This window comes from Rhodococcus sp. JS3073 (genome assembly GCF_026810085.1).
In the GTDB taxonomy this organism is placed as follows: domain Bacteria; phylum Actinomycetota; class Actinomycetes; order Mycobacteriales; family Mycobacteriaceae; genus Rhodococcus_F; species Rhodococcus_F wratislaviensis.
In genome coordinates this window covers 313,104-339,083 of record NZ_CP113952.1, presented here as the reverse complement: position 1 = coordinate 339,083, position 25,980 = coordinate 313,104, and the positions used below count along the sequence as shown (strand labels likewise).

At 65.9% G+C, this 25,980-nt stretch carries 19 protein-coding genes and 3 pseudogenes; 9 read left to right on the top strand and 13 right to left on the bottom strand.

Translation table 11 applies throughout. The features are described from left to right. The first annotated feature begins 39 nt into the window (after window positions 1-39). From OYT95_RS39630 to OYT95_RS39615, 4 genes and pseudogenes are all read left to right on the top strand, one after another. A complete protein-coding gene (locus tag OYT95_RS39630; protein WP_268793034.1) occupies window positions 40-1,296 on the top strand; it encodes an ABC transporter substrate-binding protein in 1,257 nt (418 codons plus the stop codon). Between the two features lie 33 nt (window positions 1,297-1,329). Continuing rightward, window positions 1,330-4,011, top strand: coding sequence for a branched-chain amino acid ABC transporter permease/ATP-binding protein (locus tag OYT95_RS39625; protein WP_268793033.1), 2,682 nt, complete (start codon window positions 1,330-1,332; stop codon window positions 4,009-4,011). Continuing rightward, the gene (locus OYT95_RS39620; RefSeq protein WP_268793032.1) at window positions 4,011-4,718 is read left to right on the top strand and encodes an ABC transporter ATP-binding protein; all 708 of its coding nucleotides are present in this window, start codon (window positions 4,011-4,013) and stop codon (window positions 4,716-4,718) included. Before OYT95_RS39625 ends, OYT95_RS39620 begins: the two co-directional genes overlap by 1 nt. 167 nt (window positions 4,719-4,885) lie before the next feature. Further along, a pseudogene (locus OYT95_RS39615) lies at window positions 4,886-5,062 on the top strand (maleylpyruvate isomerase family mycothiol-dependent enzyme); the annotation flags it as partial. 329 nt (window positions 5,063-5,391) lie between these two features. Here OYT95_RS39615 and OYT95_RS39610 read toward each other — a convergent pair. The 9 genes from OYT95_RS39610 to OYT95_RS39565 form a co-directional block, all read right to left on the bottom strand. Further along, complete coding sequence (locus OYT95_RS39610; RefSeq protein ID WP_268793031.1) at window positions 5,392-6,129, bottom strand: alpha/beta fold hydrolase; 738 nt, start codon at window positions 6,127-6,129, stop codon at window positions 5,392-5,394. 895 nt (window positions 6,130-7,024) lie between these two features. Beyond that, on the bottom strand, window positions 7,025-7,918 hold the full coding sequence (gene couO, locus OYT95_RS39600; protein ID WP_268793030.1) for a 4-hydroxyphenyl-beta-ketoacyl-CoA hydrolase: 894 nt from the start codon (window positions 7,916-7,918) through the stop codon (window positions 7,025-7,027). Beyond that, window positions 7,915-9,993: an acetoacetate--CoA ligase gene (locus tag OYT95_RS39595; protein WP_268793029.1), complete on the bottom strand. Its 2,079-nt coding sequence runs from the start codon at window positions 9,991-9,993 to the stop codon at window positions 7,915-7,917. Before OYT95_RS39595 ends, couO begins: the two co-directional genes overlap by 4 nt. A 13-nt stretch (window positions 9,994-10,006) precedes the next feature. Beyond that, window positions 10,007-10,897, bottom strand: coding sequence for an HAD-IIA family hydrolase (locus tag OYT95_RS39590; protein ID WP_268793028.1), 891 nt, complete (start codon window positions 10,895-10,897; stop codon window positions 10,007-10,009). Continuing rightward, window positions 10,894-12,477, bottom strand: a complete 1,584-nt coding sequence (locus OYT95_RS39585) for a hypothetical protein (RefSeq protein ID WP_268793027.1) — start codon at window positions 12,475-12,477, stop codon at window positions 10,894-10,896. The genes OYT95_RS39590 and OYT95_RS39585 overlap by 4 nt, the downstream gene beginning before the upstream one ends. Then, on the bottom strand, window positions 12,474-13,865 hold the full coding sequence (locus tag OYT95_RS39580) for an ATP-binding protein (RefSeq protein ID WP_268793026.1): 1,392 nt from the start codon (window positions 13,863-13,865) through the stop codon (window positions 12,474-12,476). The genes OYT95_RS39585 and OYT95_RS39580 overlap by 4 nt, the downstream gene beginning before the upstream one ends. Next, window positions 13,862-14,383, bottom strand: a complete 522-nt coding sequence (locus OYT95_RS39575; RefSeq protein ID WP_268793025.1) for an acetyl-CoA carboxylase biotin carboxyl carrier protein — start codon at window positions 14,381-14,383, stop codon at window positions 13,862-13,864. The genes OYT95_RS39580 and OYT95_RS39575 overlap by 4 nt, the downstream gene beginning before the upstream one ends. Beyond that, window positions 14,380-15,480: a PEP/pyruvate-binding domain-containing protein gene (locus tag OYT95_RS39570; protein WP_268793024.1), complete on the bottom strand. Its 1,101-nt coding sequence runs from the start codon at window positions 15,478-15,480 to the stop codon at window positions 14,380-14,382. Before OYT95_RS39570 ends, OYT95_RS39575 begins: the two co-directional genes overlap by 4 nt. A gap of 49 nt (window positions 15,481-15,529) precedes the next feature. Then, a complete protein-coding gene (locus OYT95_RS39565; protein ID WP_268793023.1) occupies window positions 15,530-17,419 on the bottom strand; it encodes a PEP-utilizing enzyme in 1,890 nt (629 codons plus the stop codon). A gap of 226 nt (window positions 17,420-17,645) precedes the next feature. Between OYT95_RS39565 and OYT95_RS39560 the strand changes: the two genes are divergently transcribed. The 4 genes from OYT95_RS39560 to OYT95_RS39545 all read left to right on the top strand — a co-directional run bounded on the left by OYT95_RS39560 (window position 17,646) and on the right by OYT95_RS39545 (window position 21,833). Next, a complete protein-coding gene (locus OYT95_RS39560; protein ID WP_268793022.1) occupies window positions 17,646-18,455 on the top strand; it encodes an IclR family transcriptional regulator in 810 nt (269 codons plus the stop codon). Then, window positions 18,452-19,261 carry an IclR family transcriptional regulator gene (locus OYT95_RS39555; RefSeq protein ID WP_268793021.1) on the top strand — a complete coding sequence of 270 codons (810 nt, stop codon included), beginning with the start codon at window positions 18,452-18,454 and terminating at the stop codon, window positions 19,259-19,261. The genes OYT95_RS39560 and OYT95_RS39555 overlap by 4 nt, the downstream gene beginning before the upstream one ends. Window positions 19,262-19,553: 292 nt before the next feature. Next, a complete protein-coding gene (locus tag OYT95_RS39550; protein WP_268793020.1) occupies window positions 19,554-20,033 on the top strand; it encodes a hypothetical protein in 480 nt (159 codons plus the stop codon). Further along, entirely contained in the window at window positions 20,034-21,833 is a 1,800-nt protein-coding gene (locus OYT95_RS39545) for a hypothetical protein (RefSeq protein ID WP_268793019.1), read from the top strand. Window positions 21,834-21,863: 30 nt separating this feature from the next. Here OYT95_RS39545 and paaI read toward each other — a convergent pair whose 3' ends face one another. From paaI to OYT95_RS39530, 3 genes and pseudogenes are all read right to left on the bottom strand, one after another. After that, entirely contained in the window at window positions 21,864-22,304 is a 441-nt protein-coding gene (gene paaI / locus OYT95_RS39540) for a hydroxyphenylacetyl-CoA thioesterase PaaI (RefSeq protein WP_268793018.1), read from the bottom strand. Window positions 22,305-22,379: 75 nt separating this feature from the next. Beyond that, on the bottom strand, window positions 22,380-22,697 hold the full coding sequence (locus OYT95_RS39535) for an EthD family reductase (protein WP_268793017.1): 318 nt from the start codon (window positions 22,695-22,697) through the stop codon (window positions 22,380-22,382). A 38-nt stretch (window positions 22,698-22,735) separates the two neighbouring features. After that, window positions 22,736-23,863: pseudogene (locus OYT95_RS39530) on the bottom strand (aldehyde dehydrogenase family protein); the annotation flags it as partial. A gap of 1 nt (window position 23,864) precedes the next feature. On the opposite strand from OYT95_RS39530, the pseudogene dmpG reads away from it, so the two are divergent. Next, a pseudogene (gene dmpG / locus OYT95_RS39525) lies at window positions 23,865-24,829 on the top strand (4-hydroxy-2-oxovalerate aldolase); the annotation flags it as partial. An 852-nt stretch (window positions 24,830-25,681) separates the two neighbouring features. On the opposite strand, the gene OYT95_RS39520 reads toward dmpG, so the two are convergent. Continuing rightward, a complete protein-coding gene (locus tag OYT95_RS39520) occupies window positions 25,682-25,933 on the bottom strand; it encodes a WhiB family transcriptional regulator (RefSeq protein ID WP_268793016.1) in 252 nt (83 codons plus the stop codon). Between the last annotated feature and the right edge of the window lie 47 nt (window positions 25,934-25,980).

Genomic DNA, 25,980 nt, shown 5'->3' with positions numbered 1-25,980 from the left:
TGCGCCTAGACATCCATTTCTTCCGGCAAAGGACAACCCATGAAGAAGCGACTGGACACGCGGACCGCCAGGGCAGTGAGTTGCGCTATGCTGGCCACCCTTCTCTTCGGGTGCAGTGCGAACCCCACAAGCCCCTCTGATTCTGTGCCGACGAGAAAGGACGACCCCTACGCGGGGTTGACCGAGCCTCCCATCTCGGTGATGACAATCGGGAACTGGACGCAACCACTGTTGGGCACGTCCAATCCGGAGTTCCCCGCCGGTGCAGAGGCTGCCGCCGCCGCGGTCAACGCGGCCGGCGGAGTCAACGGCCGCCCGATTCAGGTCATCGTCTGCAGCGACGAACTCACTCCCGATGTTGCCCGGCAATGCGCCCGCGATGCGGTCGAGCAAAAAGTCGTCGCCGTGGTCGGATTGCAGACGGTGAACGAGACAACCATTCTGCCGATCCTCGAGTCGGCAGGAATTCCCGCGGTCGGCGTTTACCCCTTCACCGAAGTCGGTCTCAGCAGTCCCGCGTCCTTCCCCGACGTCTCAGGGTTCATCGGGCAGACGGTGGGAATGGGACTGCAACTGGGGGCCGCCGGTGCCGAGGAGGTAAGCGTTGTCGTCCCAGGCGGTATGGGGGGCATTTCCACCGCGATCCGCGATTCAGTCGAAGTCGGCGCCGCGAAAGCAGATGTGCCCTTCGGGGATTTGGTTCAGGTACCCGCCAAGTCACCTGACCTCAGCGCGGTGGTGGCGGCCGCGACCGGTGACGGTGCCAGCGTGGCCGGCTTCGCCAATGACGAAGCGGAGTTCGTCCGGTCGATGCGCATGCTCGCTCCTGATTCCTTCCTCACGACATTCCCGTTCAACCTCACCTCCAAGGTGCTCGAGAGCGTCGGTGAGGATGCCGAGGGAGTGATGTCGGTGGAAGGCTTCGTTCCGCCCACCTCGGACACTCCGGGAACCCGACAGTTCAGGGAGGACATGGAGGCCTACGACCCGTCGATTCCGGTCACTGCGACGGGTCTTCACGAATGGTTGGCCATGTCGACCTTTGCCCGGGTGGCGGCACAGCTCGACTTACTCAGCCCAGCCACTGTGAAGGATGCAATGAGCAACCTTCGAAACCTCGACATGGGCGGCATAACCCCGCCGTATTCCACGACGGCACAGGACCCGCGTTACCCGAGACTGTTCAATCCGACCGTTGTCTTCCAGAAGATAGAGAACGGGCAGACGGTGCTCCAACATCCCGAGCAGTCGCCCTTCGTCCCCGTCGGAGACCTGATCACCACGAGCACCGGCTAGCCACTTTCGCCGGGACAAGACAGGAAACACGCAATGAACGACTTTCTGAGGTTCGCTCTGCTCGGGATCGGGGTAGGCGCCATCTACGGGCTGTCAGCACAAGGCCTGGTGTTAATCTTCCTGGGGAACAAAGTCTTGAACTTCTCTCAGGGCGCGATCGCCCTCCTGGCGGCCTACACCTACTTCGAACTGTCCGATGCAGGTGTACCGATGTGGCCATCGGTTCTTCTCGCGCTGCTCGGCAGCGCCGCCCTGGGTGCCGTGATCGAAGTCGTGATCATGCGCCCACTTCGCGACGCATCGTCCGTGACACGCCTGGTCGCGACGATCGGTCTGCTCACCGTCATCCAGTCCGCAGCCCTACTGCGGTACGGCGACTCCACCCAGTTCGTCAAGGGTGTACTGCCGCGCACGACGTGGCACATCACGGACAGGCTCATCATCACCTCCGACCGAGCCCTGTTGCTCGCCATCGGGATAGTCGTCACCCTGGTCCTGATCGGAGTGTATCGCCATACCCGGTTCGGAACGGCAACGGTCGCTGTCGCCGAGAACCCCCGGGCCGCAGAAGTACTCGGGTGGTCATCCCAGACGATCTCACTCGCAAACTGGGCCCTCGGAGCCCTGCTGGCAGGAGGCTCCGGCATCCTGATCGCACCAATCAACGGATTGAACGTCGTGGCCATGAGCAACGTCGTCTACGGGGCACTTGCAGCAGCACTGATAGGCGGATTCCGGTCGTTCGGTTGGGCAATGGCCGGCGGCCTGCTCCTCGGAGTCGCACAGGCCGAGACCGTCCGGATCAGCGGCGACGCAGGCTGGTCGACCGCCATCCCCTTCCTCGTGATCATCGGCGCAGTATTGCTGCGCAAGAACACCCTCTCCACACGCGGTGACGCCAAGCAACAACTCCCCACCGTCGGGGCAGGCCAGATCAAGGCCTCGTCCATGGCGGTCGTGGCGATAGTTGTGGGCCTCGGAACCCTCCTGCTGTCCGGAAACATGCTGGACGCACTCTCCACATCACTGATTGCCGCGATCATCGGCCTGTCCGTTGTCGTATCCACCGGATACGCAGGTCAATTGTCCCTCGCACAGTATGCGGTGGCCGGACTCGGCGCCCTCGTCGCCGCCCGCCTGGCCGCAGAGGTCGGACTACCCTTCATCCTGTCGCTTCTCGCCGGCGCGATCGCCGGTGCCCTGGCAGGTGCATTGATCGCAGCGATCTCCCTGCGGGTGCGGGGTGACACGGTAGCGATCGTGACTCTGGGAGTCGCACTTTCCTTCCAAGCTCTCGTTCTCGCGAATCCGGTATTCACCGGAGGAATCAGTGGACTTCCCGTTCCGCCACCGACTCTGCTGGGTATGAGCTTCGACAGCGTCGTGCACCCGACCCGCTTCGCCGTCCTGTGCGCGGTAATTCTCGTCCTCTGTTGTCTCGCAGTATCAAACCTGCGTCGCGGGGAGGCGGGCCGGCGGCTTCTTGCCACACGCAGCGGCGAGCGGGCCGCAACCACGCTCGGCGTCAGCGCCACCGGCGCCAAGGTTTACGCGCTGACAGTCGCGGGTGCACTGGCGGGCCTCGCGGGTGGTGTCGAGGCGTTCAGCCAACCGCAACTAGTCTTCACCGGGTTTACCATCGATGCAGCAATGGCACTTCTCGTCGCTGTCGTGCTCGCGGGAACCGGTTACATCGCAGCAGGCCCGATGGCCGGATTTGCTGTGACCGGGGGACTGGTCTACTACCTTTTGACGCTCACCGGTTGGCAGCAGTATCTGCCACTTGCTCTTGGCGTCCTCTTGCTCATCAATCTTGTACTCGTCCCTGACGGACTCGTGCCCCAGAACGCCGCGATGGTGAGGGCTCTTGCCCGTCGTCTGTCGCCCGGCCGAGCGGCCGCCGATGTTCCGCCCGCGGTGCCGGCGCCCCTGACGCCGTCCTCCACGATTCCTCGCCGTGGAGCAACACTGGAGATCCGCGACCTGCACGTCAGCTTCGGTGGCGTCACCGCCCTCGACCACGTCAGTCTGTCGGTTCCCGCGGGTGCCGTCGAGGGGTTGATCGGACCGAACGGGGCAGGGAAGACCACGTTGATCGACGCCGTGACCGGGGTGACCCGCCGCTACGGCGGCGCCGTACTCTGCGACGGCAAGCCCTTCGGGCATGAATCGGCCGCCGCGCGGGCTCGTGCGGGCCTGGGGCGGACACTCCAAGGCCTCGAACTGTTCGATGAGCTGACAGTTCTCGAGAACCTCGAGGTTGGCTCCGGCCAACGAAGCAAATGGGCGTATCTCCGCGACCTCGTGTGGCCGAAAAGAATGGAACTTTCACCGGGGGCGGTGGCAGCGGTCCACCGTTTCGGGCTCGTGCACGTCCTCGACCGTCGTCCTCACGAACTGCCGTATGGCCAACGGCGCCTGGTTGCAATTGCACGGGCGGTCGCGGCTCAACCATCGGTGCTCTTGCTCGACGAGCCGGCGGCCGGGCTCTCCGCGCACGAGCGAGAAGAACTTGTGACACTGATCCGGGATCTCGTCGGCGAGCACGGAATGGGGGTCCTCCTCGTCGAACACGATGTCGACCTCGTGATGAAAGTCTGCGACCACATCACCGTCCTCGAATTCGGAAAAGTCGTCGCGCGGGGAACCCCGGCCGAGATTCGGGCCGATCACGAAGTCCGGCGGGCCTTCCTCGGAGAAACGGAGACAGTGTGATGCAGCAACTCATCGACAATTCGGTTTTGGCCACGCACAACCTGTCGGTTGGATACGGCGAGATCCCGGTGCTCCATAACGTCAGCGTCGCGGTCGCACCAGGAGAAATCGTGGCCTTGCTCGGGCGCAACGGAGCAGGAAAGAGCACTCTCCTGCTCACGCTCGGTGGAATACTGCGCCCGTCCGCGGGTCATGTCGAACTGGGCGGACGAGAATGCACGACACCGGCCTACCGCCGCGCGAAACAAGGCCTCGCATATGTCATCGAGGAACGCGGCGTCTTCAGCGGCCTGACGGTGCTCCAGAACCTCCGCCTCGGATCGGGCACTGTCGAAGACGCAATAGCAATCTTTCCCGAGCTCGAGCCACACCTGACGCGGTCGGCAGGGCTGCTGTCTGGCGGACAGCAGCAGATGCTCGCCGTGGGCAGGGCACTCGCCGCACGGCCGAAGGTTCTCTTGGTAGACGAGTTGTCGCTCGGTCTTGCACCGATGGTCGTCGAACGAATATTCCACGCGATCAACGACGCCCGCGACCGCGGCGTCGGAGTGATGCTGGTCGAACAGCACTCTCGAACAGCACTCCGCGTCGCGGATCGAGCTTACGTTCTCGACCAAGGCCGGGTCGTTCTCGACGGATCCACATCCGACCTGCTGCCGCGTATCGACGAAATCGAACAGGCATACCTCGGCGGAAGCACCGACTGACAGCCGCGATGATCGTCGATGCAGGACTCCAACGATTCAACGAGGCTTCACAGTCCGAGGCAACGGAACTGGTGCGGATCTGCCTGGATATTCCCCGGTGGGCAGACGAACTCGTGTCCGCCCGGCCGTACCCCGATCGCGCCTCACTTCTCACCGCGGCCAGAACGGGCGCCGGCCTGATCCTCACCGTCGACGGGGGTGAACCGGTTGCAGTGCAGCCGGATTCACCACCGACCGGCAAGGTGTCCGGTCCCCTCGCCGCGGTCGTGCGGTGGGCCGCCGGACGCGGCACCGTCGGCGTGAACATCGATGCGAATGTGCACGCGGCACCCCAATGGCTATAGCGGGTGAGGCGCGGATGTCCACTGTCAGTCGATTTGGCATATGCGACCTGTGGGAAATGCCAAGCCCATGTACCGCGTATCGCGGATGTCATCGCCTCACTCAATTCACCAGGACCGCAGGTGAATACCCTCGGCAACGGCGGCGCAGGAGCGTTACCACGAGTGGTCGTATTCGCAGGCCATGCGAACAACCAACTTACTACTGGTAACCCCGCATATTCGATTCCGTCGTATTGGGCGCCTGGGGGGCGAGTGATCAGCGATCGCCGGCGTAGCGATGACGCTGATGGCGCGCAGAGGGCTTGTTGCTGATCGTCATTTTCTGGGTATCACTCTCGTCCCACTCCTGCCCAGAAGTCATTGATGGTCGCGGCGCCCCGTTGTGGGTCTTGCGTGAACCACCAGTGGCCGAGTCCGTCGAGCTCTGCGATCTCAGCACCAGCACGCGCGCTTGCGCGGCGACGCTGCTCGCTGGAGGCGTAGGAGTCCTCGGTGGCGATGACTGACAGGCCTGGCCGCGCGGCGGCTCGCTCGAGATTGCGGCCTAGCTCGGCCATGGTCGGCTGGGCGGCGTCGCGATACAGGCGAAGGATGCACTCGCCCATGGCGGCGTTCTGCCCCTCCGCGACAGGTAAGGCAACGTCTTCGTGCATTCCTTTCTGCGCCAGTGCCGCAGCACGTTCGGTGACCGGGGGGTCGATCATCGCCGCTACCGCCTCCTCGGTCGCCCACACCTGCACCCGATCGGGCCACTGGAAATCCTGATCGAAGAGGCCGATGACGTCGCACACCCAACTGCGCACCAGTTCTGGCCGTGTCATAGCGACGTTCACGACGTGGGCACCGCCCCAGTCGTGGCCCACCAGGTGGACTGGCTGCCCGAAGTGCGCTAACTCGGTGACCAGCCAACGGCGGTACTCCTCCACCGTGGCCGTAAACTGCGGGGGCACCGGGGCACCGAAACCCGGTGGGGACAGGCGTACGACGGGTCCGCGATCGAGGAGCGGGGCCAATCTGTTCCAGACTGCGGCGGTCTCGGGGTTGCCGTGGACGAGGCACACAGTCATGCGCTTCCCCTCTGCGTCAAACTCGAACATCGGTGGCGGCCGACAGCTGAATGACTTAGTTGGAATGGTAACCGGGGGCACCCACCCGGTGGAAGCCACGATGTAGAGGGCGGAGCCCTCACAGGGCGTCCCGGGTGACGGTCCTTGGGTCGATATCCGGTCTCTGTCCCTTGTAGAAGGAATGTCTGAGGCCGCCGACTGGGTATTCCCTGTACGCGACGTCCACGACGATCGCCGGGTCGACCCAGGACCGGGCCTTCCTCGCGGCCCGCGAACGCGTCACAACGGTCAGCATCCCAGATGAGCTGGCGGTGTACCGGCTAGCTGACCAGATCGTCCAAGACCGGCAGGTGCCACGACAGGTTCGCGCTAACTGAATCGACGGTCACCACTTCAGAAACCGCGCCCGATGGAGCCCATTGACAGAACGTCGCTTCACCCAAATGTTGACTACCTACTACACGGTCTATGACATTCGCGAGGGGAAACCCTGATTTACTGAGTCACATCAGTTCCATTGGCAAACCCGTGCGAGTTCCCGGATTCTCGGTCATAAGATGACTAACCCGTCCGGTTTCGGTGTGCAAGCCACCAAGTATGGCTGGGTTCGAGCTCCGAGCAAGATGTGCTGCCGCCAAGTCCAGATGGGACTGACCACTGCGCTTGCTTCATCGCCCCTCTCCGCTTGCTGTACGTCGTCCGGCGTCTCGACTCCAGAGATCCGCCGCGCCGCGCTTTCGGCATTGGCGGGCAGCGCGAGATCGCCGGCGCTAACCCGTACTGGGCTCGCTCGGGGCGACGATCCCGGCGACATGGAGGAAAGGATCCGGCGTGTTGAAGTGGCCGGGCTTCCCCTCACACTGAGGTAGTCCTGTGGCGGCAGCGGTAAGGCGCTTCAGTGCTTGATGCCGAGGACGCGCAGCGCGTTCTGCTTGAAGATCAGGGGCGCGACCTCGGGTTTGATGTCGAGGTTCTCGAAGTCCTTCATCCAGCGGTCGACCTGGATGACGGGGAAGTCGGAGCCGAACAGCACCTTGCCGCGGAGCATGCTGTTGGCGGCCTTGACCAGCTGCGGCGGGAAGTACTTCGGCGACCACCCGGACAGGTCGATGAAGACGTTGGCCTTGTGGGTGGCGATGGAGATCTGCGAGTCGACCCACGGCACCGACGGGTGGGCCATGATCACGGTGAGGTCGGGGAAGTCGGCGGCGACGTCGTCGAGCAGCATCGGGTCGGAGTAGCGCAGTTTGATGCCGTGGCCGCCGGGCAGCCCGGCGCCGATCCCGGTCTGACCGGTGTGGAACAGGGCGGGGACCCCGGCCTCGGTGATGGCCTCGTAGAGCGGGTAGAACTTCCGGTCGTTCGGTTCGAATCCCTGCATGCTGGGGTGGAACTTGAATCCCTTCACGCCGTAGTCGTCGACGAGCCGGTGGACGCGCCGCACAGCGGCCTTGCCCTGCCAGGGGTCGACGGACCCGAACGGGATCAGGACGTCGTTGTGGCGGGCCGCGCCCTCGGCGATCTCCTCGACGGAGTTGGTCGGGTGTCCGCTGGCCGAGGCCGCGTCGACCGTGAACACGACGGCGGCCATGTTGCGCGAGCGGTAGTGGTCGGCGATCGCGTCGATGGACGGGGTGCGTTCCTCCCCGGACTTGAAGTACTTCTCCGAGGCGGCCATGAGTTCGCCGTCGAGGGACCGGTGGCCGCAGCCGTCGATCTCGACGTGGGTGTGGATGTCGATGGCATCGATCGTGTCGAAGTCGATGCCGTACTCGTACTTGGTGCTCATCGTGCGTTTGCCCCCTCGGGAAGTTGTGTGTTCGACTCGCCGCCGTCCGAAGGTGCTTCGGTGCGGGTGGTTTCTTGGGCGGTGCGGAACGTGTGGGCTTGATCGATGTACCAGTCGATTGCCTCGGGGTTGGCCAGGGATCCGCGGTTGACGGCGGTGGCCGGGTTGTGGCCGGCGAAGAGTTTCTTGATCGGTACTTCGATCTTCTTGTTGGCGTGGGTGATAGGGATGGCGGGTGCGGTGATGATTTCGTCCGGGACGTGTCGCGGCGAGGTGTGTTCCCGAATGGTGGTGCGGATTCTGGCGTCGAGTTCGGCGGACAACGTCTGGCCTGGAGTTAAGGTCACGAACAACGGCATGTAATAGCCGCCGTTCTGCTGTTCGAGACCGATCACCAAGGAGTCCGACACTTCCGGAACGTGCTGGAGTGCGGCGTAGATGTCGGCGCTGCCGAGCCTGACTCCGCCCCGGTTGAGGGTGGCATCGGAGCGGCCGTGCACCACGAAGGCACCAGCGGTCGTTTCCGTGATCCAGTCTCCGTGGGTCCAGACACCGGGGAACTTCTCGAAGTAGGAGCTGCGGTACTTGGCTCCGTCGGTGTCGCCCCAGAAGAACACCGGCATCGAGGGCATCGGGCGGGTGATGATCATTTCCCCGACGTCGCCGACGACCCGGTCGCCGGTCTCCGACCACGCCTCGACGGCGACGCCCAGCAAGGGTCCTTGCAACTCGCCGAGGTGCACCGGCTCGAGGGGGTTGGATCCGATGAAGCCGCTGCAGATGTCGGTGCCGCCGGAGTCGGAGCCGAGGTGCACATCGGGTTTGACGTGTTCGTGGACCCAGAGCCAGGTGGAGTCCGGGAGCGGGGATCCGGTGGAGAGGATCGCGCGCAGGCGGGACAGGTCCCAGTCCTCGTGGGGTTGCAGGCCGGATTTTTCCACTACGGACAGGTAGGCGGCGCCGGTGGCGAACATGGTGGCGCCGGTCAGCGCGAGGATTTCGAACTGGCGGTCTTTGCGGCCGAACATCGGTGAGCCGGCGTAGGTGACGACCGATGCTCCGGACATCAGGTTGTTGACCAGGGTGTTCCAGACCATCCAGGACGTGTTGGCGGCGACGTAGTAGAGGTCGCCGGGGCCCATGTCCTGGTTCAGGCCGGTGCCCTTCAAGGCTTCCAAGGTTATGCCGCCATGTCCGTGGACGATGCCCTTGGGTGCGCCGGTGGTGCCGGAGGAGAACAAGATCCACAGGGGATGGTCGAACGCGACGCGGTGGTAGTCGGCGGCGGCGGTATCGGTCACCAGGTCCGCGAAGTCGAATCGGGCGCAGTCCGGTTCGGGCGCCGCCGGATACGCGTTGCGGACGACGATGGTGTGCCGGACGCCGGGTAGGCCGGCTTCCACCGCTGCCAGGTGCTCGCGCCGGTCGAAGTTCTTTCCGTTGAAGCGGTAGCCGTCCACCCCGATCAGGATCTTCGGTTCGAGCTGGCGCAGTCGGTCGAGGGTGGCGGCCGCGGACAGGTCGGGTGAGTTGATGGTCCAGATAGCACCGATGCTCGCGGTCGCCAGCAGTCCGATGATGGCCTCGGGCAGGTTCGGCAGTACCGCCGCGACGCGGTCTCCGGGTTCGACACCGAGCCGTCGCAGGTGACCGGCGAGTGAGGCGACCTGCGCGTCGAGTTGCCGCCAGGTGAGTTCGGTGACGGCGTTCTCCTCGGTCACGGTCAACAGCGCGGTGGCACCGGCGAGGGCGGGGTCCTGGGCGTGCCGCAGGACGTTTTCGGCGAAGTTCAGTGTCGCGTTCGGATACCAGCGGGCTCCGGGCATCCGTTCCTCGGCCAGGGCGGGTCTGTCGAATCCGTCGCCGAGGACCCCGAAGTATTCGCGGACCGAGTCCCAGAAGGCGGACAGGTCCTGCACCGACCACTGCCAGAGAGCGCGATAGTCGGTCAGATGGACGTGCCGGTGCTCACCGACCCAGGTCATGAAGTCCCACAGTCGGGACTGCTGTTGTTGTCGAACGGCGGGCTGCCACGTGACGGGCCGGCCAGCGGTGGACTCACTGAGAACTGACATCGTTGGTCCTTGTCTATCCGAGCCGGGAGGGAGTGCGCTCAGGCGCCGCCGCGAGCAGTTCCAGCAACTCGCCGAGGGCGCTGATGATGAAGTCGGGTTGGTGCTCGGGCGGTGCCGCGTCCGCGTCGGCCGCCGAATGTGTTCCGGTGGTCACCAGGGCGCCCAGTGCACCGCCCCGGCGTGCCATCGCGCATTCGAGGGTGAGGTCGTCGCCGATGATCAGCATCTGCTCGGGAGCTACCTGCAGGCGTCGGGTCAGGACCTCGAATGCCTCGGGGGCGGGTTTGCCGAGTATACGGTAGGGGCGCTGGGTGACGTGGCTCAGACCGGCCGCGATGAAGCCGGATACTCCGACGTTCAGGCGGTGTTCGGAGGCGAAGGAGCGTGCGTCGGAGGTGCAGTAGATCTGGGCGCCGGCGAGGACGGCTTCGGCGGCGATCTGCAGCTTGTTCCGGCCGAACTCGACGTCCCAACCGATTACGACTGCGGCGGCGTTCGTTGGTTCCCCGGCCAGGGCGCGATCGAGGTCGACGACGTCGAGGCCGCGGGTGAGGAAGTCGTGTTGGACTCCGGGCCCACCGAACACGAGTAGGGGCTGTTCCGGATGCAGGGTCTGCATGGTTTCGGCGGCCACGACCGCGGGGGTGAGGACTTCCTCGTCGCGGACGTCCAGATCGAGGGAGCGCAGCGATTCGGCGATCTGGTGGGGTGTCTGCATGGAGCCGTTGGTGAACACGGCCATGCTCCGGCCGGTGCGGCGGACCAGATCGATGGCCTCAGGGGCGCCGGGCAGTGCCCGTCCGCCCTTTCCGCTGGGGCCGTCGGAGATGACGAGGCAGCCGTCGATATCGAACATGACGCCGCGGACATCGGCGAGCCGGGTGAGGAGTTCGTCGCGGTTCACTGGGTTCCTCCGGTGGTGTTGCGGTGCAGTTCGACTCGTTCGGTGCCGCGGTTGACGGCGAGGTACTTCCAGCGGGGAAGTTCGTGGGCGGCGCGGATGAACTCGGCGATGGTGGTGACCGGGGCGCCGTGCCGGGTGGTGCCGGCCGGGGACCAGCGCGGAGCCGGTCCGGCGGCGAGCATGGAGTCGACCTGGTCCTGTGGAAGCACCATCCGCAGCAGCAGTTCCTCCTCGGGCAATTGTCGTCCGAAGCGGCGTGCGTGTTCCTCGTGCAGTTCCGCCAGGGTGGGTTCGGGCACCTTCTTGTCGAGTTCGCGGGCGCGGGGCAGCGCCGACACCTTCTCGAGGACCTCGGGTGCGATCTCGCCTTCGGGGGTGCCGAAGTGGCCGAGCACGAACCGCACCACTTCGTCGGGGATTCGGCTGTAGCGCTCTTGCCCGGATTGGGCGGCGAGCACATTCATCAGTGCCTGGCTGCCGACGAACTGGCTGAACGGGGTGACCATGATGGGGTAGCCCAGGTCGGCGCGCACGCGGCCGGTCTCCTCGATGACGGCGGGCAACTGCTCGAGCATCCGCAGTTCGCCGAGCTGGCGTTTGAGGGTGCCCATCATCCCGCCCGGCACCTGATGGACGTGGAAGCTCAGGTCGTACTCGGTCGGTGCCCCGGCGGGCAGGTTCTGGGATTTGGCGATCGAGTAGAGGATGTCCGCGGCCGCTGTGGCGGCGTCGCGGTCGGCCTGCACCGGGATGCCGAGGGCGTCGAGGTTGCCGACCAGGTTCTCGAGTCCGGGCTGGGCGGTGCCGTTGGAGAGCGGACCGAGACCGGTGTGCAGGACGTCCACGCCGAGCTCGGCGGCCACCAGGTACAGGTGTGAGGCTGCGCCGGTGGTGCAGTGACTGTGCAGTTCCAGAGTCTTCTCACCGGCGGCGTCGCGGACGCCGGGGATCAGTTGCCGGGTCCGTTCGACAGTCAGCAGCCCACCCGGGTCTTTGACGTAGACCGAATCGATGTAGCTGCTGGCGGTGTAGGCCTTGATGTTTCGGCTGTAGCTCTCGTCGGTGTGCACGGGGCTTTCGGTGAATGTCACCGCCGCGACGATCTGTTCGATCCCCTCTTCCTTCGCCCACTGGGCGACCCGGAGCAGGGATTCGACGTCGTTCATCGGTTCGGCGATCTGCAGACGGCGCAGTCCATGGTGTGCCATCAGGCGCAGCGCCATCCGCATGACGGTCTCGGACGCCTTCTCCCAGGACATGAACCGCATGCCGGTGGTGATGGCGGACAGTGGGGTGTTGGGCATGACGGCCCGCATGCGGGAGATCCGTTCCCACGGGTTCTCGTTGTGCCACTTCACGCCCATCGACAGGTTGGTGGAGCTGGTGAAGTCGATGGCCTCGTAGCCGACCTGATTGAGCAACGGGCCCACGGCCTCGACCATGCCGGTGGTCAAACCGGTGGCGCCCCAAAGGCTCTGGTTTCCATCGCGCAGGCTGGTGTCCACCAGACGGATCGGCTTCCGGCTGCCTGCTGCGGCGGTCGGGCGGGCAACGGTCGGGTCGGTGACGAGTGTGGTCATCGGAGTGCTTCCTTTCGCTGGGCTTGGTGCTGTTCCCAGATCGGCCCGAACCACGATGTGCTGACACCGCCGTGGATGAAATCGGGGTGTGCGAGCACGAATGCGTGCAGCGGCAGTGTTGTCGTGACGCCCTCGACGGTCACCGAGTGCGCGGCCGCCTGTACTGCCGCCACAGCGGCGTCGCGGGTGTCGGCGCGGACGATCAGCTTGGCCATCAGGCTGTCGTAGAACGGCGGGAACGAGTAGCCGTCGTAGATGTGGGTGTCCACCCGTACACCGGGCCCGGTGGGCCAGGACACGTGGTCGATGACGCCCGGGTTGGGCCGGAAGTCGTTGTCCGGATCCTCGGCGTTGATCCGCAACTCGATGACGGCGGCCGGCGGTACCGGGGGAACGTCGGGCAGCTGCGGGTCCTGCCCGAGGGCCAGGCGAAGCTGGGCTGCGACCAGGTCGATTCCGTAGGCCTCCTCGGTCACGGGGTGTTCGACCTGGATGCGGGCGTTCATTTCCAGGAAGACGACGTCCTCGGATTCGGTGTCGACGAGGAACTCGACGGTGCCGGCGCCGCGGTAGCGCAGGGCCTGGACCAGTGCGCGGGAGGAGTCGTGCAGTACGGTGCGCCGACTTTCGGTGAGCCCCCAGGCGGGGCATTCTTCGATGAGTTTCTGATGCCGGCGCTGCACGGAGCAGTCCCGGTCCCCGAAGATCTGGACGCCGCCCTGCCCGTCACCGAACACCTGCACTTCCACGTGCCGGGCCGCGGGGTAGAAGCGCTCGAGGTAGAGCGCGCCGTTTCCGAACGCGGCCTGGGCCTCGGCGGCGGCCTGCGGGGCCAGCCGTGGGAGGTCCTCGGGGCCGGTGACCAGGCGGATGCCGCGGCCACCGCCGCCGTGGACCGCTTTGATCAGCAGGGGGTAGCCGATGGATTCGGCGAGTGGCACCACGTTGTTCACGTCGTCGATCTCGGTCGCGGGTGCGACCGGAACACCGGCGGCGACGGCCACCTTGCGGGCGCTGCTCTTGTCGCCGACGGCGCGTAGGGTCTCGGGCCGCGGGCCGGCGAAGGCGATGTTCTCGGCTTCGAGGAGTTCGGCGAGTTCGGGTTGCTCACTGAGGAATCCGTAGCCGGGGTGGACAACGTCGGCGCCGGCGTGCACGGCGGCCTCGGCCACGTACTCCGGCCGCAGGTACGACTGACCGGCCTGGGCGGGGCCGATGACGATGACCCGGTCCGCCAGTTGCGCGGCCCGTGAGCCGATGTCGGCGGTGCTGGCCGCCAGGACCGGGCTGGCGCCGATGCGGCGTGCGGCGGCGGCGATCCGCACGGCGATCTCGCCGCGGTTGGCGATCAGGACCACCGGCTTCTTCGTCGTGTCACTTTTGGTCATGGCGTGCCTGCCTCGGTGACGACGGCGAGCGGCTGCCCGTATTCGACCTGCTCGTTGTCCTTGGCGAGGATCTCGGTCAGGGTGCCGGACACTCCGGCCGTGACCGGGTTCATCAGCTTCATCACCTCGATGATGCCGATGGTGGTGTCGGGTTCGACGCGCTCGCCCGGTTCGACGAAGGGGGGTGCGCCCGGGGAGGGGCACCGGTAGAAGACGCCGATCATGGGTGCGGGGACGGTGGTTCCCTCCGGTGTGGGTGGTGCCGGAGTTTCCTTCACTTCTACCGGTGCGGGCGCGGTGGGCGCCGCCGCGGCAGCGGACTGTGCTGGCGCGGGCAGGGTTCCGGTCGACGCTGTCGGTGTCGCCGGGGCTGCGGCGGGGGCGGGGAGATCGCCGGTGCGGGAGAGGCGGACGGAGACGTCTCCGAATTCGACGGCAGCGCTGTCGTAGTTGCCGTCGTCGAGTTGGGTGACCAGGTCGAGGATGTCCTGCCAGCTCGGGGTGGTGTCGGTGCTCATCGCGTCTGTCCCTTCGCTGCGGCGGATACGAACCCGAGCAGATTTGATGTGGCGCTCGAGGTGCGCTTGCTCTTTTCTTCCTTGCGCTTTTTCCAGTTGGTTTCCGGGCGGGACTGCAGCAGCATGACCCGGCTGGTGCCGTCGCTGTCGTGCTCGAGGGCCCACTCGATGTCCTGGGGACAGCCGTAGTGTTCCTCCACCTTCAACCCGATTTCGGCGAGCTGCATCAGTTCGCCATCGCTGAGGCAGGACACCTCGCGGCGGGCCTGCTCGACTTCCCGGAAGATGACACCGGTGCCGTCCGGGGCGGGCACGTATTCGTGTTCCTTCGACGCGATCCGGCTGCTGGTGAGGGCGGGCCCGATCTTCGTCAGCCAGTACTCGTCCGGCGTCACCTCACCGGAGACCACGGATTGTCCGAGTCCCCAGCTCGCGTTGATGGCGATCACGGACCGGTCGCCGGTGCGTGGGCTGACCGTGAACGTCACCCCCGCGACGTCGGCGTCGGCCATCAGCTGCACCGCGACCGAGATCTTGGACGCCTCGGCGGCGTCCGTTTCGGACATCCCGGCGCGGTAGGCGATGGCCTGCGGGGTGTACAGGCTCGCCCAGCACTCGCGGACCTTCGCGATCACGTCGTCGGCGCCGACCACCCAGAGATAGGTTTCCTGCTGGCCGGCGAAGCTGGCCGCGTCCCCGTCCTCGTCGACGGACGAGGACCGCACGGCCACCGGGATACGGTCGGTGTCCCCCGTGCCGCGGCGACGGGCCGTTTCCCGGGACAAGGCGAGATACGCCTCGCGGATCTCGTCCTCGATCGCGGCCGGCAGATTCCTCCCGAGAACCAGGGCCACAGCCTGATCGTGGGCGTCCTGCAGTGACTTCGAGCTGTCCGGATCGACGCCGACCAGGCCTCGCAGTTCGGCGCGCAGATCCGAGTCGTCCCGGAAGTCCTCGTACGCATCGATCGTGACGGCGAATCCGTCCGGTACCGGAAGTCCGGCCTGCACCATCTCGCCGAGGCTGGCGCACTTGCCGCCCACCAGCGGGCGGTCGGTGGAGCGGACCTCGTCGAATTTCTTCGTGTACTTACCCACGGTCTTGTTCCTTTTCAGTGCTTCGGTGGTGGTGGCCGCCGAGAGTCGATCAGGAGGCGTCAGCGGCCTCGTCGAGGATGGTGACGGTGCCGGTGTTGCCGTCGACGCGAATCAACTGGCCCGTCTTGATGGTCGAGGTGCCGAAACCGGTGCCGACGACAGCGGGCAGCTCGTATTCGCGGGAGACGATCGCGGCGTGGCACATGATGCCGCCGATATCGCTGACCGCTCCGCGGATCCGGCCGAATACCGGAGTCCAACTCGGGCTGGTGACCGGGGCGACGAGGATCTCGCCTTCTTGGACGGTGTCGAGCTGGTCCGGGCGCAGCACGACGCGGGCGGGGCCCTCGGCGACGCCGGGCGAACCCGCGAAGCCCGACAGGGTGTTGCTACTTCCGCCGCCGTCCTGGGCGGTCAGCCAGCGTTCGACTGTTTCCGGGGTGATGCCCCAGAGCATGATGGTCAGCGGCTCGCTCACCTCCTGCGGGACCGGGCCGAGGGCCGGTGGCGGGTTCCACGCGTCGAGCGCGGCGTAGATTTCCTTGCGGCGCTCGATGATCTGTGGCCAATGGAAGCCGCCCTGCGGCTTGCCGCCGGCACCCCATGCCATCTGCAGGTCTACGATCGCTTCTTCGACCTCGGCGCGGCGGAGGAAGAAGATGTCCTCCACGTCGTCCCAGAAGCCCCACCTGTGCAGGAGCCGGCTGAATTCGCGGGTCTTGTTCCAGAAGTTGGTGAGGAACCAGTGCTCGACGTAGAAGTTGTGGTTTTCCACGTAGGGGAACACGGTCCGCGACAACCCCAGTGCCTCGTCGAAGCCGGGCAGGTCTTCCTCGTCGAGCAGTGAACGGTAGTGCTCGACCACCGAATCACGCTCGGCCTGCAGCCTTTCCAGGGGGCGGGTGAGGTCCTCGCCTTTTCGCAGGCGGTCGAGGTAGTCACCGATGGCCTGAATCGGCAAGCTCAGGTCGTCGATCCAGCTGCGGTGCGAGTGGTACATCCCCGACCCGTAGGAGAAGTAGAACCACGGGTCCTTGCTTTCCTCCAGGGCGGCGAGCCACACCTTTCCGGCGTCGGTGCCGCCGAGCCCGTCGGTCAAGTCCTTTTCGGTGGTGGCGGCCCGGACGATGTCCCCGACCCCGAGTTCCTCGGCCTTGCGTGCCAGGGCGCGCAGTTCGTCGTCCGGGCGGAAGAGCAACACGTCGACACCGCTGACCATCCGGGAGATCGTCTGGTCGTCGATTTCCGGGAAGTGTTCCTTACACAGGGTGAGGAATTGCAGGTACGCGGCGTAGCCGAGGTTCAGGAACTCCGAGTGCAGCGTCCAGATCTGGTCGCCGTACTCGAGGAGGCGGTGATACGCCGCCAGCAATTGGTTGCCCTGGGTGGGACCGCGGTCCTCGAGGACGCGCTCGATCGGCTCGAACTCCGACAGCGCGGGGACCTCCAGTGCGTGCACCCCACGGATCGCGTCGGTGACGCGGCCCTCCCACTCGGCGTAGAGGGTGTCCCAGTTCTGGAAGTAATACCCGGCACGCTCGGCGAATTCCTCCGCACGGCGGGCCTGCTCGCCCGAATCCGGGCTGGGCAGGGTGGACATGTAGGTGTACCCGTTGACGATCCGCACATCCAGGCCCTTGGCCGGCGGCAGCGCGAAGACACGGGTGTTCGTCACGCCCGTGCCGGTGAAGGCGCCATCGACCATCGCCTGATCGAACGGGTACGAGACCTCCGGGTAGTGCAACGAATTGCGGAACCAGGTCTTCGCCGAGTCCTCCGCCCGCCGCGTGCCCAGGAACCGGTTGTGGTAGGCGTACATCTCCTCCCAGCCCTCCGCCCCCTCCGGGGTGGTGATCTCGTACGGGTCCGGGAAATGGCGCGCATCCGGTGCCGACTGCGACGTGGGAATCGAGTTCCGCTCGCTCTCGGTGGTCGTCATAACTTCTCCTCCATGCCCAAGGGCTCAGTGCCCGGAACGTGGATCACAGTGTGTGCCGCTTGTGACCCAGGCCACCAGAAAGCTTTTCACTGAACGAAAAGGAACATGACAACTCGCAGTTCAAAGCCCTTACCGGCGGGAAATCCTGTCGACTCTTTTCACACAGTGGAAAGGCGTCTAGGGTGCGAGTTGAGCGCAAGACCCGGAAGGCAGAAAGGTGGACCTCATGACGGCGTCACCACCGGGCGCCCCCAGAAAGTCGGTGACCGAACGCGCCTTCGCGGTTCTGATGTCCTTCGACATCACCCATCGGCGCATGACGCTGTCCCAGATCTCGCGTCGCACGGGTCTGCCGGTCGCCACCACGTTCCGTCTTCTCGACCGGCTCCAGGCCATGGCCGCGGTCGAGCGCGGCGGCGACGGCCGGTACAGCATCGGCCCGAAGATCTGGGAGCTCGGCATCCTGGCTCCCACCCACGATGTGATCGGGATGGGCACCCGCCCGCTCCTGGTTCGTCTCGCCGCTCGCTCCGGATCCATGATCCGGGTCTTCGTCTACAACGGTCAGAACGCGCTGTGTGTGGAGGAAGTCCTCGCGCACGGCGGCAGCTCCGCCGGCGGCGGCCCGGGCTTGACACTGCCGTTGCACGACTGCGCCGCCGGACAGGTGATCATGACGTCACTGACCCCGGCCGTCCGGAGCTCGCTGCCATTGACGCGAATGCAGTTCGACCGACTCGAGGAAACCCTCACCGTCGTTCACCGGCAGGGCTGGGCCCGCCTGGTGCGGCCCGACGGAACCGTGGAATACGCAGTCGGACTCGACGCCGAAGGCCGACCACCAATGGCGCTTTCGGCCGCCGTACCCCCGCCCAGCGGCACCACCAAACCCCCGGTCACCGCCGAAGCCTTGGTGCCCGAACTGAGAAGTGTCGCACGCACTCTCGTCGGCATCTTGAACAACTCCGCGGACGATCGTCATTCGACCGCCGCACCGCCCGAAACTCAGCCACACACGAACAGCGAGCACCGATGAGCGCCGAACCGTACAAGAGCAACGCGAAGTCCGTCACGGCCCGGGCCCTCGCCGTCTTGGCCGCCTTCGACGTCGAACACCCGCTACTGACACTCAGCCAACTCGCACGCCGCGCGGGTCTTCCCGTCGCCACGGTGTATCGCCTCGCCGGCGAACTCGAGGACGGCCGATTCCTCGACCGCGACCACGCAGGTCGGTACGGACTCGGGGTGAAGCTTTGGGAGATGGGGCTCCTCACCCCTGTTCACGGCCGACTCCGCGAAACGGCCATGCCGTTTCTCCTCAACCTCCAGTACGACTGCCGGGAGACAGTGCAGCTCGCCGTCTGCGACGGAACCGACGCCATCTACGTCGAAAAGCTGACATCGGAAGAATCCGTGCCCGTACAGAGCCGCATCGGCGCCAGAATCCCGCTCCATGCGACCGGCGTGGGCAAAGCGCTGCTCGCCTTCAGCGACGAATCCTTCATCGACGCCATACTCTCAATGCCGCTGACCAGCTATTCCGCGGAGACCATCACAGACCGCCGCGCACTCTCCCGCCAACTCGCCCAAATCCGGCAGCGCGGATACGCAGAAAGCCACCAGGACTATCACCGGGGCTCAACATCGGTCGCCGTCCCAGTGCAAGTCAACGGACTGGTGAAAGCCGCCATCGGCATCGTCAGCTACACGCTGCGCGACGACCTATCCCAATACCTTCCATCGCTCCTGCACGCAGCACACGGCCTCGCCACCCGACTGGAACAGACCACAGGAAACGCCTACCCAGGCCTCAACGGCCTCACCCAAGACGACACTCCATAACCGTCGAATAACGAGTTTGCCGACACCTGCTCTGATGTGACTCCCGGCGCTATCTGGCACGTTTTTGCCGACGCTATTTGGCACGGTGCTGTCCGTGAGGCATGTCCAGCCGCGGCACGCTGGCGCCACGATTCATGGCAATACGGGATCCGAGGTCGAACTGCCGGTGAAGGTTGCCTGGAACCTCCTGTCCTGTCCTGTGGGTGTGCCGTAAGCGGATCCCCATTCGGGGACAAGCACCGACACCCTCGCCGCCCAGTGACGCGAACACCTGATCATCGCCGGCATCCCGGTGGCCTGGCTGAGCATCGACCCCGACGACAACAACGCAGTCTGGTTCCTCGCTCACCTGATCGAGGCCATCCGCATGATGCGTCCTGCCCTGGCTCACGAACTCGGACAAGTTCTCGAAGAGCACGGGGACGACGCCGAACGGTATGTGTTCACCTCACTGATCAACGACATCCACGAGACGGGCGAACTGCGCGTGGTGATCATCGACGACTGGCATCGCATCACCGACTCGACCACCCTCGAGACCATCGACTTCCTGCTCACCAACAGCTGCCACGACCTGCAGGTCGTGGTGACCAGCCGCAGCCGAACCGGGCTCCCACTGAGCCGATTGCAGGTCCGCGACGAACTGGTCGAAATCGATGCCGCCGCTCTGCGCTTCGACGACGAGGAGGCACGGTCCTTCCTCGTCGACCTGGCCGGTCTCACGCTGGCACCTGACGACATCACCCGGTTGCACACCTTCACCGATGGATAGGTGGCTGCCCTGCAACTGGCGTCACTGTCACTGCGCGGCCGCGAAGACCCCACCGAGTTGATCGCGCACCTGTCCGGCCGGCACCACGCGATCGGCGAATACCTCGCCGAGAATGTCCTCAACACCCTCGAACCCGACGTCCTCGACTTCCTCCTACGCACCTCGATCACCGAACGACTCTGCGGCCCACTCGCTGGGCGGCTGGCCGACATCCCCCGCGGACAGGCGATGCTCGAACACATCGAGGGCCGCGACCTATTCCTGCGCAGGCTCGACGACGAGGGCCAATGGTTCCGCTATCACCACCTTTTCGCCGACTTCCTCCGGCGCCGTCTCGAACGCGACCACCCCGAACTGGTGGTTGCCCTGCATGCCACAGCCGCGCAGTGGTTCGCCGAGCACACCATGCTCAGCGAGGCGGTCGACCACGCCCTCGCCGCCGGCGATCCCGATACTGCAGCAGACCTCGTCGAGGCCCAGGGCATGCTGCTCATCGAACACTCCCAGATGGCCACACTGCTGGGACTGGCAGCCAAACTCACCCACGAACACGTGCGCGCCCGCCCACGACTGCAGATCGCGGTGGCCTGGGCCCACGTCCTGCTGCACCACCGGCCCCATCCGATCCAGGAAGCCCTCCGCAGCGCCGAATCCACACTCGAACACATGCGCACCACCACCGAGGATGCCGACGATCTGCTCGCCGAGGTCTCCCTCGTCCGGGGAATCAGTGAGTTGTTCTCCGACCACGTCGTCGGCCTGGACAAACGGATCGCCGAATGCCTCGCCCGCCCCGACACACTGCGCTCGTTCGTCGTCTCTGCGGCGGCCAACGTTGCCGCGTTCCAAGCGATCTATACCTTCGATTTCACCGGCGCACGCCGCTGGCAGGAGTGGGCCACCCCGCACCACGAACGCACCACCGGTCCGTTCAGTGTGATGTACGGGGCATGTTTCACCGGCATCGCCGCCATGGAGCAACTCGACATCACCGCCGCTCATGATGCGTTTCGCGCCGCGCAACAACTCGCCCGGCAGATCGGCGGACATTCCTCGCATGCCGTGAGGTTGGCCGGAGCGATCCTCGCCGACCTGATGTACGAGCAGGGGCATATCGACGACGCCGAACAGCTTCTCGACGAGAGTTACAAACTCGGATCCGAAGGCGGGGTCGTGGACTTCATGCTCGCCACCTACGGCACCGGAGCCCGGATCAAGGCCGTGCGGGGTGACCGCTCCGCACCCGAACAGCGTCTACGACAAGGGGCCGAGATCGCCGCCAACTTGTCCCTCCCACGGCTGGCGGCCCGGATCGAGAACGAACGTATCCGCGCAGGTCTGATCACCAAACGCCGCACCAGTGAACCCCCACCGCTGACCGGTGCGGGCTCCGACGGCATCGCGGCGATTACCGCCGAACTCGACACCGACTCGACCATCCGGCTTCTGCTCGTCGACCCCAACGCGGAGAACACCGATCAGGCCATCACGTTGGCCAACGAATTAGTCACCTGCGCCACGCAATCGGCGCGACCGCGTGCCGAACTGCGGGCGCATCTACTTCTCGCCTGCGCATTGCATGCCGCTGGCCGTACCGATGACGCCGTCAGCGAACTCGTGCCCGCCATCCTCACCTGCACCGGGCACGGCCTCGTCCGCCCGCTGCTGGACGCAGGACCGGGAATCGGCGAGGTCCTCACTGTCCTCGACAGCGCCTTGCGCACACATCCCTGGCCTCCTGGCTGGTCAGATGCTGCCGACGCTTACCTCACCGGGCTGCTCCACGGCACCGGAACCTGACACGCGGCCACCATGTGGGGGCCGCCGATCTCACGTCCTGTCCTCCGGTGTCGCCTTCGCGCGCCCGATCACGCGACTGTCGCCGCGGAACTCGGCGATGACGTCGTCCCCGCGCCGGACGGTGACGTCGTAGATGCCGTTGCGCCCGTAGCGGGCCCGTTCCACGGCCTCGGCAATGAGGGTCTCGCCGAGACAGGTGGAGGTGAGGAACCGGATGTCGGCGCGGGCGGCGACGGCGGGGGAGTCGTAGCCGTTGCACGCCATCGCGAATGCGGTGTCGGCGAGGGTGAACACGAACCCGCCGTGAGTGATGCCCTGTCCGTTGACCATGGTCTCACCCACGACCATCGACGCGACTGCATGACCGGGGCTGAGCTCGAGGCTCTCGATGCCCAGCGCCTTCGACGCGACATCGGACTCGAACATCTTCTGCGCCACCCGGCACTGACCCGCCCCAACCTCGACTGGCATACGTCCTCTTCCCGTACTTGCGCGTTGAAATTCGGCCGGACCCCCTCTCGAAAGGGCGGAGATCCGGCCGAAGTCTTATGCGGTGACGACCGAACGCTCTTCCTGGGTGTACATCGTCACTCCGCCGGTGGCGAAGTTCGCCACGTCCGCGGCTGCCGCCCCCATCTCTTCCGATGTCAGGGCGTTGTGCAGCGTTTCGGTGTCCGGGAAGAACAGACTCGCGATACCGTAGTACGGCGTCGTATCTCCTTCGAGCGCAATGCATTTGCCCCAGGTAAATTCGGTGAGCCCGGGGATCTTGCGGGCCAGCGGCATGTGGGTGTCGCGGTAGTACGCATCGAACGCGTCGGGGTCATCGGGATGGCCGTAACAAACGACAACTTTCAGGCTCATTTCTCTTCCTTCTCATCGGCGCCGCCTGAGGCGACGGTCTATTCGGGGTCGCCCTTGGCGACGAGGGTGAGAACGTCGTACGTTGCGACGGGATCGCCGTCCTGGTTGACGACGACTGCATCCCAACGGACTTCACCGTAGTCCGCACTGCTGCGCGGGGTGATGAGCTTCGCGGTCAGCGTGACGGTGAGGCTGTCGTCGGCCTTGACGGGGGTGAGGAACCGGAGGTTGTCGACACCGAAGTTGGCGAGGACGGGACCGGGATTCGGTTCGACGAACAGGCCGGCGGCGAGGGAGACGACGAGGTACCCGTGGGCCACGATGCCGCCGAACAGCGGGTTGGCGGCCGCGGCCTCGGGGTCGGTGTGGGCGTAGAACGTGTCGCCGGTGAACTCGGCGAAGTGGTCGATGTCGGCGAGGGTGACCTGGCGGGGGCCGCCGACGATGGTGTCGCCGATCCGCAACTGCGCGAGGTTCTTCCGGAACGGGTGAATGCCGTCGTCGTTGCGCTGCGAACCGGTGACCCACTTGTTCCCGACCGCGGTCAGGATGTCCGGGGTGGCCTGGACCGCGGTGCGCTGCATGTGGTGCAGGATGCCGCGGATGCCGCCGAGTTCCTCGCCGCCGCCTGCGCGTCCGGGACCGCCGTGCACGAGGACGGGCAGGGGTGAACCGTGGCCGGTGGATTCCTTCGCGTCGTCGCGGTTGAGGACGAGGACGCGGCCGTGGAACGGGGCGAGGCCGAGCACGATGTCGCGGGCGAGTGCGGAATCGCGGGTGACGAGGGAGGCGACGAGGCTGCCCTTGCCGCGGGCGGCGAGTTCGACGACCTCGTCGGTGCTGTCGTATCCGATGACGGTGCTGACGGGACCGAAGGCCTCGATGTCGTGGGGTTCGGTGGCGTCCTTGTCGTCGGAGCGCAGCAGGATCGGCGGCAGGAACGCGCCGGTCGCCTTGTCGGCGCCGACGACCTCGAAGTTCTCCGGGTCGCCGACCACGATCTGCGCCGACTTGGTCAGGCCGCGCAGCGATTTCAGGACCTCGTCGCGCTGTTCGACGCTTACCGCGGGTCCCATGGTGACGCCTTCGGCGTCGGGGTCGCCGACCACGACGCGGGACAGCCGGGCCTCGGCCGCGGCGATGACGTCGTCCATCAACGCGGACGGCCGCACCACCCCCGACGACGTCGGCAAGATCGTGGCCGCGCTCGACGCCGCCGGTGTCGACGGCATCGAGGTCGCCCACGGCGACGGACTCGCCGGCGGATCGCTGAACTACGGCCCCGGCAGAAACACCGACTGGGAATGGATCGAAGCCGCCGCCGCCAACCTCACCCACGCCCGGCTGACCACCCTGCTGCTGCCCGGCATCGGCACCATCGCCGAACTCGAACACGCCTACCACTGGGCGTGCGGTCGGTGCGGGTCGCGACTCATTGCACCGAAGCCGACGGCGCCGCCCAGCACATCGGCAAAGCCCGGGAACTCGGCATGGACGTCTCCGGCTTCCTCATGATGAGCCACATGACCACCGCACCCGAACTCGCCGCCCAGGCCAAGCTCATGGAGTCCTACGGCGCGCACTGCGTCTACGTCACCGACTCTGGTGGCCGGTTGACCATGGACAGCGTCCGCGACCGGGTCCGCGCCTACCGGGACGTGCTCGACGAGGCCACCGAGATCGGCATCCACGCCCACGAGAACCTGTCACTGTCGGTCGCCAATTCCGTCGTCGCCGTCGAAGAGGGTGTCACCCGTGTCGACGCCTCGCTGGCCGGGCACGGCGCCGGCGCCGGCAACTGCCCGATCGAACCGTTCATCGCGGTCGCGGACCTGCAGGGCTGGAAGCACAACAGCGATCTGTCCGCCCTCCAGGACGCCGCCGACGACCTCGTCCGGCCCCTGCAGGACCGGCCCGTCCGCGTCGACCGGGAAACCCTCACCCTCGGCTACGCCGGCGTGTACTCGTCCTTCCTCCGGCACGCCGAAGCCGCATCCCACCGATACGGCATCGACGTGCGCACCATCCTCCTCGAGGTCGGCCGCCGCGGCCTCGTCGGCGGACAGGAAGACCTCATCGTCGACATCGCACTCGACCTCCTCGCCGCGAACTCCGATAGCGTGGCAAGCTGAAAAGACTCCCGCGCCGACCGTGTCCGCTGTGTTCGGTGCTCTTGGCACCCACACCTCGGTCGGTCGGCGAACCGGTGGCCGTGACCAGGCACCGAGTGGGCGAATAGACCCGCGCCGATGCGCCCCAGGTGTCTATCGTCGCCCGACGCTCAGCTTCCGGAATGCCCTCCGCGCTGAGTGCAGTGCCAAAGACGGCCGTCGTCGCTGATGAGTCGTCCCCGCAGGATCTCACGCGGGCGAATCGGGCGAGCGGAGTTGACTGGTGCCGGGACGGGGTGCGCCGACGCTTCAGTCGTAGTGGCCGGTAACGCTCACCCGCGGTTGACGAAGTCAGCTGGGGCAGGGTCACGGGCTCAATTGCGCGCAATCGGGTCGCTCGGCCATCGGCTAGGGAAGGGATCGGCTACGCCGATGTCGGTGACTGACTCTGCCTCGAAGTGGTCGGCTCGAACACGTCCACTGGTTCGGTACACATCTGCGCCCAGCGCATCGCGGCCCGGGCGTACGCGATTTCCCAGATTATCCGGCGGGGCGTGACCCCCCACTGGCCTCGGTGCAAGAGGCTGAGCACTGTAATCAGGGCGTGGAGGAAGAGCGTGGGCATGCGTGTCTCCTGCAGGTGACGTCGATAAGGGTGGTGCGGGCGGACCCAGGTCAACGTCTGGGTGTCCGTCGGTGGCGTGCTTGATCGAGCCAAGACAAGGGTCGGGTCGGGATCGGGTCTCGATGGCGTGCGGTTGTGCCGGTCGCGTCCGGTGCGAGTTCGAAACTCGAAGTCGGCACCGTGCTGATCCAGATGTCGGCGAGCTATCGCACACGGAAGCGATGCTTCATCGACGTGCGACTGTGGGGTCAGTACCTCGACCGTCGTTCGGTGGCAGAGAGTCCGCCCCATATCCCGTGTGGCTCTGCCCTTTCGAATGCGTAGGTTCGGCATTCGCCGGCGACCGTGCATCGCGCGCAGAGCTGTTTGGCTTCGCGTTCACGCTTCGACCGCTGGTGCGGAGATTCTCCGTCCTGTGGGAAGAACAATTCGGTTCCCATCCTGCGGCATCGGGAGTTTCGCTGCCATTCGAGTTCGTGGCCGAACAGGTCGTCGTTCATGCTCTGGGGGCATACCTTCTGATGCGGCGACGAGGTCCGCGGCCGTC